Below are 13,367 nucleotides of genomic sequence, written 5' to 3' on the forward strand. Positions count from 1 at the left end.
TAATATTATGAAAAACTTATTAATTATCATTATCTTATTCATTAATGCACAGTGTGCTTCACAAAATACTACTAAAATGAACAATAACAATAATATAGGTGTTAATATTACACAAGGTCAGGGAAAGAATCTACTTAATGGAGTAGTATCATCCATCCTGACAGTCACTAATAATTCTTCTCAGGATGTCAGTATTTTACTGTTTTATCCCAATCCGAATGATCTTTCTTTCACATCGCCATCTTCCTTAGTAAAAATAAAAGACAAGCAGTGGAATGATAGTGAACGCTCGGCTCCTATTAAAATTGCCGCAGGAAAGTCTTATCATGTTACCTACTTTTTAAACAGATATTTTGAGTTTCTTAAAGAAGGAGAAATCAATGTACATTATAATTTAGACTTGTTTGTGGCAACCGAGGGAGGTTCTCCGAAAAGTTCAGCCCACCATGGAGTTTTCAATATTAAAGTTGATAAAGGTTCAAAAGAAGAAATTCAACAACAAATCTTATATTATCAAAATAATTTAAAATCCGAAGATTTTAGCTTAAAAAAAGAAGCAGAAGAAGCTCTTCTATATTTAGTCGCTGTGAGCGAGAAATAAGTTTGTAAAATGATTCCTTGTACTGAAGTAAAAAATAACGATAAAGTGGGTGAATGGAAATATTATAGTAAAGATGGTAAAATAGACAGCGTCAAGACTTATATTCTAAAAGATGCTGCTGATATCTGCTTTTCACAATGTATTTTCAAGAGAAATGAAATACTTTAAAATAAAAAGAATACAGGCAGAATAGCAATGTTCTTCGATATCTGTTTTTTATGAATCAATTCTTACTTCTATATTTTTATTAATATCTTGTTTCAGAATTTCAACGTATGGAATTTCATCTTTTATAATCTTTGTTTTTTTACCATTTATATAAACTTTATTAGCATTTAGTGGAAGCTCAATTCGATATGTTCGATTTATTTCCATACCCTTGTATCCATTTCCATCTTTCTTTTTTATTTTTATCAAGGCTTTGCGATCTGATTGCTGAGTGTAACTAAGTTTCGTTAATAAATAATTCCCTTTTTTATAATCATTACTGACTCCGTCATCTTCATAAAGCTCATAGGTGCCTGTTTTGCCTACAAGCCCTGGGTAACAACGCAAAGTCAGAACACCCGATGTGCTGGCTGTAGTTCTTTGACTGTATTGCTGTAAGGGAAGAGGTACACCTCCTTTTACATATAATGGAAATGAGTAGATATCTTTTTCTATCAGTTTTTGATCGCCTCCATTATATTTTTCATGGGTAGTAATATCATACCAAAGATCTCCCGGTGGAAACCATATAGATTGGGAGGCAACCCAATTTTTTCCTTTTCCCGGAGTCACAATTGGCGCTGAAAGAAGAAGATCTCCAAACATGTATTGCTGCTTTTGAGAATAAGCGTTTTCTTCCTCCGGATAATCAATATACAAGCCTCTTACAAGGGGAAGACTTTGGAAATGGGCTTGATAAACACTGCTGTAAATGTAGGGCATCAGACGTGAACGAAGATGATAAGCTATACGCATAGCTTTCTCTGCCTGTGAACCCCATAACCAGGGTCTGCGATCCAGATCCTTATGGTATTCGGAGTGAATACGTAATGCGGCGGTTGTCATTGCAAATTGGGTCCATCGAACATATAATTCCGGATCTTTTCCTCCATAAAAACCTCCCACATCATGAGCCCAGAAAAAACATCCTGCATTACTGCTGCTAACGGTAAAAGGAATTTCAAATTTAAGCATCTCCCAGGTAGCTCCTGCATCTCCTGAAAATTGTATGGGGGTCCGTTGGCTTCCCCATCCTGCCCATCGACTGAATAACAAGCCCCGTGGATTATTTTTTTTAGAATGTTCAAAGTATAGATGATTGAGCCATGGTAAATGTTTTAGATTTTTATAACCCGGTACATTAGGCATTATATAATCCTGCTGCCAATCTAGCCACCAAAAATTTACGCCATTATTTTCATGAGGTTCTAGCGCATACCGGAAAAAATTTTCCATATACTTTTTATTACCGGAATCAAACATGAGCTCTTTTTTTCCAATAGTATCAGCTTCCATGGCTTTCATAAATTGGGAATAATATTTTTCATGTTTTCTAATTCCGTCATGAGGGTGATCATTTAAAACAACTTTGATTTGATCATTTTTTAATGAATTTAATAATTTTTTCGGGTCAGGAATGAGTTCATTATTCCAGGTATAGCCCGTCCATCCATACATTCCGGCGTGTCCCATACCGGTTTTTGCTTCTTTTTGGGTATGCCAACCCATATCAATAGCTAATACATCCAAAGGGAAATCATTTTTCTGATAATCTGAGACGATATCCAGAAGATCCTGTGAAGTATAATCCCACCACCGGCAATACCAAATACCATGTACATATTTGCGATTCATGGGAATTTCTCCACTTATTTTGGTGAGTGCTTGTAATGCTGATTTATAATCTTTTCCATATGCAAATAGATACAAATCTCTATAGTGCTCTATAGGACGTTCGTGAATCCATCCATCTTTTATAATTTCTTTACCACTATCATCGATAAGCTGCCATCCATTTTTTGATAGAAGTCCCGGATTAGTAGGGACCTCTTTCTCAATGCCATCCAGTGTAGACAGGGCACCTCCAAGATTGGCATCATCAGTACTGTATATTTTCCATTGGTAATCATTGGGCGTATTGTAAATGGTTGCGGATATATTCATTTGGCTAAATGGTTTACCATCGGCTCTATACCTTATTTTCATTCTTTTAGTTTTGATCAGATATATATTATCTTTTTCCTTTTCTATTTCGAAATCAGGAGAAAATTCATTTCTGTTTACAGCAAAAAGGCTGGGATCATCCACGAACTTTCCATTGAACGCATATTCCATGCGTATTAATTCTGGAGAAATGATGCTAAATCGTGCATTTCCAAGAATCAAAGGATTGGATTTTGTTTGTGCAAAAGAGAAAAATAGGAAAGATATTCCCCAAAAAAAGGTCAGCATTTTTTTCATAGATTTGGTTTTTTGAGACAATCTGATGATTATCAATTCAATATTAATTCTTTTTTTTAATACAGCTGAGAGGACTTGAAAAACAATTTTCGTACTATTTTTTCAATAGTCTAAAATTTTTAGTCACATAGAAAAAAAACATGTTTTTAATTAAAAGCAAGAGTATTTTTAATTAAGAAAACGATTTTTTTTTCCTATGTAATAGTTTGAATATAGATATTTCTGGAAAAAATATTATTGAATTCAAGTAGTGTAGAAAATGTTTTAAATAGTAAATTGTGATTTATAAATAATACTTTTGCTTCATCCACAGACTGCCTTTTACCAATAAGATAAGCACTGGTACTTCCACTAATGGCCCGACTACTCCAACAAATGCCTGTGGGGAGTGAATTCCGAACACAGCAATTGATACTGCAATAGCTAATTCAAAGTTATTTCCTGTTGCTGTAAAAGCAATGGAGGCATTTTTATCATAAGGCAAATCAAAGTATTTGTTGATAAAGAAACTCACAAAAAACATTAACACAAAATATACTATTAGCGGGACAGCCACTTTTAAAACATCTAATGGTAATTCCAATATTTTATCACCTTTTAGACTGAACATGAGTACGATCGTAAATAAAAGAGCATATAAAGTAAATGGAGAAATCTCAGGAACAAACTTCCTGTTATACCATTCCAACCCTTTTAGTTTAACTAAAATATATCGGCTTAAAAAACCAGCTAAAAAAGGAATTCCTAAGTATATCAAAACGCTTTCTGTAACATCGCCCATTGATACAGTTACATTAAAATTTGCCAACCCTAATTTTTCAGGTAAAACATTGATAAAAAGCCAAACCATAAAGCTATAACTCAATACTTGAAATATACTGTTCGAAGCCACTAATAATGCTCCATATTCACGATTACCTTTTGCTAAATCATTCCAAACAAGCACCATTGCAATACATCTTGCTAAGCCAATAAGAATTAAGCCAATCATGTAATCAGGTTCATCTCTCAGGAAAATGATTGCCAATAAAAACATTAAAACTGGACCAATTACCCAATTCAGTAGCAAAGAAATTCCGATTACCTTTTTATCTTGAAAAACTTTAGGTAATAATGAATAATCAACCTTTGCTAATGGTGGATACATCATGATAATTAAACCAATTGCCAATGGAATATTCGTAGTTCCTATTGATAAGGAATTGATAATTTCAGAAATATTAGGAAATAAGTATCCTAAACCAATTCCAAAAAACATTGCCAGGAATATCCACAAAGTAAGGAATCTATCAAGAAATTTTAATTTTGGTTGCATTACGTTTCTTTAATCAATTCTTATTTTTTATCTGTGAAAAGACATAGAACATCTCAGCACCTATTTGTAAACTTCTTTCATTATAAACTTTTGTTTGTTCCGGCGTATCATCAGACATTTTTGGGTCTTCAAAAGTAATAGTGATGCGTTTGTCAGCTCCTGCTATAAAAGGACAGCCTCCGTCTGCCTGGGAGCAAGTCATAATTGCAGCAAAGCCATAAGTAGGATTAAAAGAACTGTCGTATTTTTTAGAAAAGCCTATGATTGGGTGTTTGCTCTCATCAAATTTTATAGCATATACAGGATTTTCTGTATTAGAAATTTTTATAATTAAAAGTCCTTGGTCTTCCAATGTCTTTACAACTTTTGGAAACATTGCAGTTTCTTCTGTTCCTCCTGAATAACAAGTTACATTCGGTAAACCATAATAAGCACTTGCAACCTGTGCCCAAACCTGTGCCAAATGGCTTCTTCTTGAATTATGAGTGCAAATAAAGTTAATAGTTACTTCCTTTTGTTCTTCCAATCGTTTCTGGATAAAATCAACCAACGGTGCTAATATTGTTTTTCTATCTTCGCTGATTTCATGATTTTTCAGTAATTCTATTGTTTGCAATAGTTTCGAATACATAGTTTATTGAATTTGATTTATTGAATTTAGCAACACCCGGAATTTGGGATACAACATGAAGATTGATTAGTAGAAAGCTCAGATAGGCTTATTTTTTGTTTTTCTTCAGGAATCCCACAAGCATCCTGAGCCAGGCAAGCGGTTGTTTTGTTTTTAAGAACAAAAGCTTTCCCGTTAAAATCTAAATCATATTTTCCAATCGTGAGGTTTTGATATTCAACTTCAATTTCACCATCTTCAATCCCTAATTTTTCTTCTGAAAGCTTAATAATATTTAAAAGTTTTATAGGTTTTAAACGATGTTCAAAATCATTAGCGTTCCATAATTGAAAGTTTACTACTTTTTCATTTCTCACAGTTCCGCCACAATCAATAAAATGTTTTGTCACAGTTCCTACTTCTGTAACATGAAAATGTTCAGGAACAAAGGTTCCGTTTTCTAATTGAAACTCAACATTATTTAACGCAGCTAAGATTTCTTTGATTTCAGATAATTTCATATTTTTTTATTTATCGTTTAAATGCAATATTGCGATATATTTGTTTAAAAAAAACGCTTTAACAGCATTTCTGATTTGTAGTGGTTAGAATTATATTTGAAAAATAATCTTTCAGGATTCCAAAAGTTTTTTCATCAATACAGTAGCAAATCGAAGTTCCTTCAATATTCCCTTTAATAAGACCTGCATTCTTCAATTCTTTCAAATGTTGAGAAACTGTTGCTTGTGCCAATGGAAGTTCATTAACGATGTCACCACAGATACACGTATTTACTTTTAGCAGATATTCAATAATAGCAATTCTGGCAGGATGCCCTAATGCTTTTGCAATTACAGCGATCCTGTTTTGTTGATCTGTAAAGTGATCTGTTTTTGTTGCACCCATAACTGGAATAATTATATCGCAATATTACGATTAAATATTGAGAACAAAAAATTTATTTAAACTTTTTATACGATAGTCAATGAGATAGCATGAGATAGGAAAATAAAATCCCTGCAAACAGTGTTTACAGGGATTTTTGTACCCAGGACCGGGATCGAACCGGTACTCCTAAGAACTGGTGTTTGAGACCAGCGCGTCTACCAATTCCGCCACCTGGGCTTGATGTTGAATTCAAACGTGATGTTTGTTTCAAATTGGTGTGCAAATATAGGAACTTTTTTCAATGTTCAAAAGCTTTTTGAAGAAAAAATTTTAAAAATTAATTTCCAAACCATCGTAGGCAAGGTGCATACCGGACGGAAGCTGCTTATCTTCAATATCATGCAGCCCCAGATGATGACTGATATGAGTTAAAAATAATTTTTTAGGTTGCAGTTCTTCAAAGAGCTTAATCACATCCGGAAGGATAAAATGGGCCGGATGCGGATCAAATTTTCTGATACAGTTTAAAATTAATACATCAAGACCCTTCAGTTTTTCCTTTTCTGTTTCCGAAATAAAACCGGCATCTGTAATATAAGCAAGCTTTTTGAACTTATATCCAAACACGGTAATTTTATAGTGAATCACTTCCACGGGAGTGATTTCAGTATCAAGGACATTGAAAGGTTTATTCTCAATTTCATGAAGTTCAAAAGCTGGGGCTCCCGGATATCTGACATCCGTAAATGCATACGGAAAACGATTTTTTATCTCCCCTGCTACTCTTGAATAGCAATATAAAGGAACATCTTTTCCACTTTTAAAAATAAGGGGACGCATGTCATCAAGCCCGATTACATGATCATTATGCTCATGGGTAATCAGGGTGATGTCTACAGTATGTTCGTGATTAACAAGCATCTGCTGCCTGAAATCCGGGCCGCAGTCGATGAGTATTTTTTTATTTTCTTCCGTCGTAACCATCACAGAAGAACGTAAACGATTGTCTTTGGGATTTTCAGAAGTACACACTTCACATGTACAGCCTATAACGGGTACACCTTGCGAAGTACCGGTTCCTAAAAATTTCAACTTCATTTTGTTTTGAGGTTGGTTTAATTTTGGTAAATTTACAAAAAATTTCATGTCCTAATGTATCAGAAACTAACTCCCAAACAAAAAGCATTAACAATTAATCTAGATCCTACTATTTATGGTACTTTCGCAGAAATTGGAGCAGGGCAGGAGACTGTTCGTCACTTTTTTAGAGCAGGGGGGGCTTCCGGTACGATTGCTAAGGCAATGTCTGCTTATGACAAAGATTTTAGTGATGCAATCTACGGAAAGGAAGTAAAAAACAGGTATGTTACCCAGAACAGACTTCGTAAAATGCTCCGCTATGAGGTAGCATTGATTGAAGAAAGAATTTCAAGGGATAATAATCCTGATAGGAAATTTTTCTCCTATGCCAATACGGTTACCACCATCAATTTTGATAAGACGGTAAAAGGCCACGGCTGGGTAGGAATCCGTTTTCAAACTAAAGAAAATGAAGATTACAACGAGATCGTCATCCACGTAAAATTCAAAGAAAATGATGCAACCTTACAGCAGGAAACCTTAGGAAACCTTGGAGTAAACCTTATCTTCGGAGCTTTCAATTACTTTGACAACCCAAGAACTCTGGTTGAATCATTATATGACGATGTGGCAAAAGACAATCTTGAGATTGATATGATTGATTTCAGCGGACCTGCTTTTGCGTATGTTGACAACAGGTTGATGTCACTTCAGTTAGTGAAAAACGGAATGACAGATGCTGTAATTTTCAATTCTCAGGGGAGTAATATGCTTCCGGCAGATATATTGTACAAGAGAAATATTTTTGCAGTAAGAGGGAGTTTCAGACCGGTAACGAAAGTGAATATTGACATGCTTCAGAACGGTTTGGATATGTTCTTAAAAGATGCCATCTGTACCCATGAAGAAACAGAGGTCCTTATTGAGATTACCATTTCAAACCTGAGGGCGGATGGAGATATTGACGAGAGGGACTTCCTCGACAGAGTAGATATTTTAGGTAAACTGGGATATACTGTTATTATTTCAAACTTCTCAGAATACTATAGACTGATAGATTATTTTGCATCATATACTGGTGGAGATATCGGAGTTGCAATGGGGGTAAATAACCTGTTGATGGTATTTGATGAGAAATATTATAAAGACTTATCGGGAGGAATTCTGGAAGCATTCGGTAAATTCTTCAGAAACGGAATGAGAGTGTATCTGTATCCGTATAAAGACCCTGAAACTCATCAGTTATTAGACTCTTCCAACCTTAAGGTAGAGGAAAATCTTAAAGAATTGTATAAATATTTCAAGCGCAACAATCGTATTGTAGACATAACCAACTATAATCCGGAGTTTTTGGAAATTTATTCAAGAGAAATATTAAGAAAAATTGCAGGCTGTGTTAAAGGCTGGGAAACCCAGGTTCCGGAAGGTGTTGCAGAAATGATTAAAGAACGTGGAATGTTTGGATATAAAGAAGAACTTTCCCTAAAACAATTCTCTTAAAAAATAAATATAATGTCAGAATTAAAGAAAAGACTTTCCTCAATTCTTGAAAGTCCCAAGCATAATACAGAAGAAAAACTTGAAAAAGTTTGTCACTTGTTGGATCAGGAAATTTCTTATTTCAACTGGACAGGTTTTTATTTCAAAAACGGAGATAAAGACGAATTGATTCTGGGGCCATACGTAGGAGCTCCTACAGATCACACAATCATTCCGTATGGAAAGGGAATTTGTGGCCAGGTAGCGGTTTCCAATGAAACTTTCGTTGTTCCTGATGTACATGAAGAAAGCAATTATTTAAGCTGCTCAATTGATACAAAAGCAGAAATTGTAGTTCCGATATTTAAAGACGGGAAGAATATTGGTCAGATCGATATCGATTCTCATACCATCGATCCTTTTACAACAGAAGATCGTGAATTATTGGAGTGGCTTTGTAATGAGGTTTCCAAGATTTTGTAATCGAAGTTTAGTAAGAATAAATAAAAAAACTCCGGCTTTTCCAGCTGGAGTTTTTTATGAATATAAGTCGCTTTGTAAGAATGATTTTCTGGAGATTACGGATTATTGGTCGTGATGACAAACAGGATTAGAGGCTCATCTCCGGTATTTTCAATAGAATGATAGCCTATTGAGTTGATGGCTGTAATATCCCCTTTTTGCAATACTTTTTTGCGTATTGATCCTTGTTCTCCGCTTCTTTCACGATACTCTCCGGTTCCATGGACGACAACATATAATTCTTGCTCATTTCTCGTATTATGAGTGTGAAATCCCGATTCATCCCCTTTATTCAGTAAAACCATATAAGCTGCCAGACGATTATTCGCCAGCTCCTTCTGATCAAACATTTGTATCAGATATACCGTGCCGTTGCCACCATACATGTTTTCACGTTTATCTATGCGGGTGATGGTTCTTTCCTCCTTTTCAAATGCCATGACATACAGGCGAATATGTTTTGAAACCTCCTGTATAACATGATCAAATTCTGCTCCTTCAGACAATATAATGGTACCGGACATGTGTTAAATATTAATGTAAATAATTAAAATTCAATGTACCAAAAATCAGACAAAAAGACAAGTATATTTTCTATTAAAGTCTAAGTAAAAGAGATCTTAATTTTTTAGATAATAAGAAAATTTCGGACTTGTGTGTTGAAAAATATCAGATCTGCATTGAGTGTATTTCTTCCCGCAATTCCTTAAAGTAATTTTCGCATTTTGCAATATGAGTTCCATACCAGGAAAAAGCTTCACCGTCTACGATCATAATTTTTTTATCAGGATAAAAAGATTTCAATTCTTCAATATGTTTTTCTTTAAATGGAAACGGCTCGGAAGAAAGCATAATAACATCTGTGTCAGCAAGATCTTCTGTTGTGATGACCGGGTAACGTGTTTTATCTTTGAAAATATTCTCAAAACCAATTTCTGCTAAAATTTTGTGGATGAAAGTATCTGAACCAATTGTCATATAGGGATTTTTCCAGATGAGATAGGCGGCTTTTACCTTTGTTTCAAGTTTGGCGTGATGGAGAATATCGTAAATTTTAAGATTGAAAAGTTGAGCTCTTTCTTCCTTTCCCAAGAGTTTTCCAAGGTTTTTTAACAGGTAATAATTATCTTCAACCGTTTCTATATTGGTTACCGTAACCTTGAATTCACCCATTAAAGCTTCAACTTGTTCCTTTACATTTTCTTCTTTATTAGCAAGAATAAGATCAGGTTGTAAAGCTTTTATTTTTTCAATATTGATATTCTTTGTTCCGCCGATAATGGGTACATTTTTTATTTTATCTTTTGGGTGAATGCAGAATTTTGTTCTTCCTACAATTTCGTGTTCACTCAGTCCAAGATCAAATAAAGCTTCGGTAATAGAAGGTACAAGAGATACAATTTTCATATGGGCATGCTAGATGCCTAAAATTACAAAAGTTTTCCCGTTAAGAAAAGTCCGGCTACGGTAAAATAAATAATAAGTCCTGTAACGTCTACTAAAGTAGCTACAAAAGGAGCAGAAGAAGTAGCAGGATCGAGTTTAAGTTTCTTTAAGACAAATGGAATCATGGATCCTGATAAAGTACCCCACAATACAATAGCGATCAGGGAAACAGAAACGCTGAGACCTACATAGGCCCAGTATTGACCATAATCAAAAAGACCTATTTTTTGCCATAGCATAATTCTGATAAAACCAATGATCCCCAAAATAGCACCGAGGCATAGCCCCGAAATAATTTCCTTTCTCATCACATACCACCAGTCCTTAAGACTGATTTCCTGCAGAGCCATGGCACGGATAATCAAGGTAGCCGCCTGTGAACCAGAGTTTCCTCCACTGGAAATAATTAATGGAACAAATAGTGCAAGAACAACTGCTTTTTCAATTTCTTTGTCAAAATATCCCATTGCTGAGGCGGTCAGCATTTCAGAAACGAAAAGAATAATCAGCCAGGTTGCTCTTTTCTTAATCATTTCAGTCCATGAAGTCTGGGTATAGGGAAGATCCAACGCTTCCAATCCCCCAAATTTCTGAATATCTTCAGTATTTTGTTGTTCAATCTGATCAAGGATGTCGTCTATCGTTACAATTCCTACCAGAACACCGGCTTCCGTAATGATGGGAAGAGCACCACGGTCATATTTCTCGAAATACGTTACCGCATCCTCTTTTGAAGTCGTTGTCGTAATAGCAACAAAATGATTATCCGTAATGTCTGAGACCAGGGTGTCCTCTTCTTCAAGTAGCAAAGTTCCGATGGCAAGGTCGTCAATCAGTCGGTTTCTTTCATCTACGACATAAAGATAGTTCATGGTTTCCACTCTTCTTCCTACCTTTTTGATTTGTTGAAGACATCTTTTTACGGTCCATTCCTTACGGATCTGGATGTAATATGGAGTCATTAGACGGGCAATAGAGTCAGAGTTGTATCCTAAAAGTTTTAAAGCAATTCTTCTTTCCTGAGGATTAAGATGATTGATTGAATATTTAATCAGTTCATCCGGAAAATCCTCAAAAAGGGCTGTCCTATCATCCGGAGTCATGGCATTCAAAATTTCGGAAACATCATCACTTCCGATACTTCTGATGGTATCCTCCTGGAAGTCAGGATCAAGGTGGGAGAAAACTTCTGCTTTATACTCCTTTGGAACCTTCAGGAACGCGAGTAGCCTCTCGTCAGTAGGAAGTTCACTGAGAGTTTCGGCAATGTCGGCGGGATTGAAGATAAGTTCGTCTCTAGAGTTCAAAACGTGAAATTTTTAGGATATGCAAAAATAATTTAAATTTTTAAGACTGACGAACACTGGAGAAAATTTAAGGATAATTTAAAATGTAATCGTGCTTTAGGGTTCAGATAATAAGTGTATTAGGTGTATAACAAAAAAACATCCGGTAAACGGATGTCTTTAGAAAATTCACAGTGTTTTTTACTCAAGAAGCGGACCGCAGATAGGGTAGGGAGAACGTATGCATGATCCCCCACTGCAGCACTCCCCAAGATTGCATTGATTTTCATCTAAACATTTTCTTGGCCCTCCGCCATGAATTCTTATTTGATTCTGTCTGTTCAGTTTTTTCAAGTTTTTCATGTGATTTTGATTTTTTTATTTGAATAAATTTTATAAATCATTGTCGATACACCGCATTGGAGAACATACTCCATTACAGCACCAACCCACAGAACATGGATTCTGAATACTACATTTTCTAAATGCTCCCCCCTGAATTTGTTTTTGCTGATTTCTGTTTAGCTTTTTAAAATTTTTCATATTGTTTTATTTTTAAATCTTGTTAAAGGTATAATGTAAACCTCTCGAAAAGAAAGGGTAGTATAAACTTTTTATGAAAAATTCTGCTTATTTTTACGAAAAGTAAGGGGTGCATTATTTCAATGTTACAAACGTTTTATCACAAAAAAACATCCGCATAGGCGGATGTTAAAAAATTAAATTTTAAAATTTATGTATGTCTATTATTCTAAAATAGGCCCACATTCTATGATAGGAGAAGGTAAACAAAACCCTCCGGAACAACATTCGCCTGGATCACAAGCTCCGTTTCTACATTTTTTAATCTGCAGGCTTCCTGTAATTCCCTTTTGTTCTTGTCGGTTCAGTTTCTTGAAATTTGAAGTTTTCATGGTTATTGATTTTTAATAAATTAAATCATAAAGGAAATTTATCTTTAGTCTTCAAAACAGGCAAACTCCATACAAACTCCTTTACAACACATACCGAAAATACATTGAGAGTGTTCTGTACATTTTTTTGGTCCTGCACCTTTAATTTGCTTTGCAGCTTCTCTGCTTAATTTCTTTAAATTTTTCATATAATTTAGTTTTAATGTCTGACTAAAATAGTAAATATTTTTCAATTATTCAATACTTGGTGAAAATATTTAACTGATATACAATTGTTTGTGTAATTTATTTCAAGATCTATCATGAAAAACACCTGTGTTCAACAGGTGTCATAGCTTTTTCTTCTTATTCTAAAGGACAAGGATATAAAACACATCTGTTTCTGCAGCATGATCCTCCGGGACATTCAAAATGCTCTGTACACCCTTTAATGATCCCATTTCCTTTAATTTCTTTTTGCTCTAGTCTGCTGAGTTTTTTTAGATTTTTCATAGGATTTGATTGTTATTAAATGATATACATTACTTATTCTATACAGATAAATTCTTTACACATTCCATTACAGCACCATCCAACAGGACATGGATCTGTTTCGCTGCATCTCTGGAATCCCCCACCTTTAATTTGACTGGTAGCTTCTCTGCTGAGTTTCTTTAAATTTTTCATATGATTTAGATTTTAATGTCTGACTAAAATAGTAAAATATTTCATATTATTCCTTATTTAGTGAAAATATTTAATTGAAAATCAATTTGTTTGACGTGTTTTGTGTTTTTTT

18 protein-coding genes and 1 tRNA gene are annotated in these 13,367 nt (G+C 34.6%); 4 read left to right on the forward strand and 15 right to left on the reverse strand.

Going from position 1 to position 13,367, the window contains the following annotated elements:
- Positions 1–7: 7 nt before the first annotated feature.
- Together C1631_RS13010 and C1631_RS24380 are read left to right on the forward strand one after the other, a co-directional pair.
- Complete coding sequence (locus tag C1631_RS13010) at positions 8–601, forward strand: hypothetical protein (protein WP_103249740.1); 594 nt, start codon at positions 8–10, stop codon at positions 599–601.
- A 9-nt stretch (positions 602–610) separates the two neighbouring features.
- The gene (locus tag C1631_RS24380) at positions 611–769 is read left to right on the forward strand and encodes a hypothetical protein (RefSeq protein WP_228441214.1); all 159 of its coding nucleotides are present in this window, start codon (positions 611–613) and stop codon (positions 767–769) included.
- A gap of 48 nt (positions 770–817) precedes the next feature.
- Here C1631_RS24380 and C1631_RS13015 read toward each other — a convergent pair whose 3' ends face one another.
- The 7 genes from C1631_RS13015 to C1631_RS13045 form a co-directional block, all read right to left on the reverse strand.
- Positions 818–3,049, reverse strand: coding sequence for a glycoside hydrolase family 31 protein (locus C1631_RS13015; protein WP_109712589.1), 2,232 nt, complete (start codon positions 3,047–3,049; stop codon positions 818–820).
- Positions 3,050–3,332: 283 nt separating this feature from the next.
- Positions 3,333–4,364 carry an ACR3 family arsenite efflux transporter gene (arsB, locus tag C1631_RS13020; protein WP_109712591.1) on the reverse strand — a complete coding sequence of 344 codons (1,032 nt, stop codon included), beginning with the start codon at positions 4,362–4,364 and terminating at the stop codon, positions 3,333–3,335.
- Positions 4,365–4,377: 13 nt separating this feature from the next.
- The gene (locus C1631_RS13025) at positions 4,378–4,995 is read right to left on the reverse strand and encodes an arsenate reductase/protein-tyrosine-phosphatase family protein (protein WP_109712593.1); all 618 of its coding nucleotides are present in this window, start codon (positions 4,993–4,995) and stop codon (positions 4,378–4,380) included.
- A gap of 26 nt (positions 4,996–5,021) precedes the next feature.
- Positions 5,022–5,495 carry a DUF6428 family protein gene (locus C1631_RS13030; protein ID WP_103249557.1) on the reverse strand — a complete coding sequence of 158 codons (474 nt, stop codon included), beginning with the start codon at positions 5,493–5,495 and terminating at the stop codon, positions 5,022–5,024.
- Positions 5,496–5,553: 58 nt separating this feature from the next.
- Positions 5,554–5,880, reverse strand: a complete 327-nt coding sequence (locus C1631_RS13035) for an ArsR/SmtB family transcription factor (protein ID WP_103249558.1) — start codon at positions 5,878–5,880, stop codon at positions 5,554–5,556.
- Positions 5,881–6,019: 139 nt separating this feature from the next.
- Positions 6,020–6,099, reverse strand: a tRNA-Leu gene (locus tag C1631_RS13040).
- Positions 6,100–6,192: 93 nt separating this feature from the next.
- Complete coding sequence (locus C1631_RS13045) at positions 6,193–6,960, reverse strand: MBL fold metallo-hydrolase (RefSeq protein WP_103249559.1); 768 nt, start codon at positions 6,958–6,960, stop codon at positions 6,193–6,195.
- Positions 6,961–7,014: 54 nt separating this feature from the next.
- Between C1631_RS13045 and C1631_RS13050 the strand changes: the two genes are divergently transcribed.
- Both C1631_RS13050 and C1631_RS13055 read left to right on the forward strand, forming a co-directional pair.
- Positions 7,015–8,442, forward strand: a complete 1,428-nt coding sequence (locus C1631_RS13050; RefSeq protein ID WP_109712595.1) for a nicotinate-nucleotide adenylyltransferase — start codon at positions 7,015–7,017, stop codon at positions 8,440–8,442.
- A 12-nt stretch (positions 8,443–8,454) separates the two neighbouring features.
- Positions 8,455–8,904, forward strand: a complete 450-nt coding sequence (locus tag C1631_RS13055; RefSeq protein ID WP_103249541.1) for a GAF domain-containing protein — start codon at positions 8,455–8,457, stop codon at positions 8,902–8,904.
- Between the two features lie 95 nt (positions 8,905–8,999).
- On the opposite strand, the gene C1631_RS13060 is transcribed toward C1631_RS13055, so the two are convergent.
- From C1631_RS13060 to C1631_RS24075, 8 genes are all read right to left on the reverse strand, one after another.
- Positions 9,000–9,467, reverse strand: a complete 468-nt coding sequence (locus C1631_RS13060; protein ID WP_109712597.1) for a cupin domain-containing protein — start codon at positions 9,465–9,467, stop codon at positions 9,000–9,002.
- A gap of 145 nt (positions 9,468–9,612) precedes the next feature.
- Positions 9,613–10,350 carry an ABC transporter substrate-binding protein gene (locus tag C1631_RS13065; RefSeq protein ID WP_109712599.1) on the reverse strand — a complete coding sequence of 246 codons (738 nt, stop codon included), beginning with the start codon at positions 10,348–10,350 and terminating at the stop codon, positions 9,613–9,615.
- 23 nt (positions 10,351–10,373) lie between these two features.
- Positions 10,374–11,696, reverse strand: a complete 1,323-nt coding sequence (gene mgtE, locus C1631_RS13070) for a magnesium transporter (RefSeq protein ID WP_109712601.1) — start codon at positions 11,694–11,696, stop codon at positions 10,374–10,376.
- 372 nt (positions 11,697–12,068) lie between these two features.
- Entirely contained in the window at positions 12,069–12,218 is a 150-nt protein-coding gene (locus C1631_RS24055) for a bacteriocin-like protein (RefSeq protein ID WP_165828294.1), read from the reverse strand.
- A 203-nt stretch (positions 12,219–12,421) separates the two neighbouring features.
- Positions 12,422–12,589 carry a hypothetical protein gene (locus C1631_RS24060; RefSeq protein WP_165828295.1) on the reverse strand — a complete coding sequence of 56 codons (168 nt, stop codon included), beginning with the start codon at positions 12,587–12,589 and terminating at the stop codon, positions 12,422–12,424.
- Positions 12,590–12,633: 44 nt separating this feature from the next.
- Complete coding sequence (locus C1631_RS24065; RefSeq protein ID WP_165828296.1) at positions 12,634–12,777, reverse strand: bacteriocin-like protein; 144 nt, start codon at positions 12,775–12,777, stop codon at positions 12,634–12,636.
- Positions 12,778–12,934: 157 nt separating this feature from the next.
- Positions 12,935–13,081: a bacteriocin-like protein gene (locus tag C1631_RS24070; protein WP_165828297.1), complete on the reverse strand. Its 147-nt coding sequence runs from the start codon at positions 13,079–13,081 to the stop codon at positions 12,935–12,937.
- 33 nt (positions 13,082–13,114) lie between these two features.
- Positions 13,115–13,255 carry a hypothetical protein gene (locus C1631_RS24075; protein WP_165828298.1) on the reverse strand — a complete coding sequence of 47 codons (141 nt, stop codon included), beginning with the start codon at positions 13,253–13,255 and terminating at the stop codon, positions 13,115–13,117.
- Positions 13,256–13,367: the final 112 nt, after the last annotated feature.

The sequence above is a fragment of the Chryseobacterium phosphatilyticum genome, assembly GCF_002899825.2.
Taxonomy (GTDB): Bacteria; Bacteroidota; Bacteroidia; order Flavobacteriales; family Weeksellaceae; genus Chryseobacterium; species Chryseobacterium phosphatilyticum.

Coding starts and splice junctions, on each gene's coding strand:
- C1631_RS13010 (WP_103249740.1), top strand. CDS start 8: ATGAAAAACTTATTAATTATCATTATCTTATTCATTAATGCACAGTGT.
- C1631_RS24380 (WP_228441214.1), top strand. CDS start 611: ATGATTCCTTGTACTGAAGTAAAAAATAACGATAAAGTGGGTGAATGG.
- C1631_RS13015 (WP_109712589.1), bottom strand. CDS start 3,049: ATGAAAAAAATGCTGACCTTTTTTTGGGGAATATCTTTCCTATTTTTC.
- arsB (WP_109712591.1), bottom strand. CDS start 4,364: ATGCAACCAAAATTAAAATTTCTTGATAGATTCCTTACTTTGTGGATA.
- C1631_RS13025 (WP_109712593.1), bottom strand. CDS start 4,995: ATGTATTCGAAACTATTGCAAACAATAGAATTACTGAAAAATCATGAA.
- C1631_RS13030 (WP_103249557.1), bottom strand. CDS start 5,495: ATGAAATTATCTGAAATCAAAGAAATCTTAGCTGCGTTAAATAATGTT.
- C1631_RS13035 (WP_103249558.1), bottom strand. CDS start 5,880: ATGGGTGCAACAAAAACAGATCACTTTACAGATCAACAAAACAGGATC.
- C1631_RS13045 (WP_103249559.1), bottom strand. CDS start 6,960: ATGAAGTTGAAATTTTTAGGAACCGGTACTTCGCAAGGTGTACCCGTT.
- C1631_RS13050 (WP_109712595.1), top strand. CDS start 7,015: ATGTATCAGAAACTAACTCCCAAACAAAAAGCATTAACAATTAATCTA.
- C1631_RS13055 (WP_103249541.1), top strand. CDS start 8,455: ATGTCAGAATTAAAGAAAAGACTTTCCTCAATTCTTGAAAGTCCCAAG.
- C1631_RS13060 (WP_109712597.1), bottom strand. CDS start 9,467: ATGTCCGGTACCATTATATTGTCTGAAGGAGCAGAATTTGATCATGTT.
- C1631_RS13065 (WP_109712599.1), bottom strand. CDS start 10,350: ATGAAAATTGTATCTCTTGTACCTTCTATTACCGAAGCTTTATTTGAT.
- C1631_RS24055 (WP_165828294.1), bottom strand. CDS start 12,218: ATGAAAAATTTTAAAAAGCTAAACAGAAATCAGCAAAAACAAATTCAG.
- C1631_RS24060 (WP_165828295.1), bottom strand. CDS start 12,589: ATGAAAACTTCAAATTTCAAGAAACTGAACCGACAAGAACAAAAGGGA.
- C1631_RS24065 (WP_165828296.1), bottom strand. CDS start 12,777: ATGAAAAATTTAAAGAAATTAAGCAGAGAAGCTGCAAAGCAAATTAAA.
- C1631_RS24070 (WP_165828297.1), bottom strand. CDS start 13,081: ATGAAAAATCTAAAAAAACTCAGCAGACTAGAGCAAAAAGAAATTAAA.
- C1631_RS24075 (WP_165828298.1), bottom strand. CDS start 13,255: ATGAAAAATTTAAAGAAACTCAGCAGAGAAGCTACCAGTCAAATTAAA.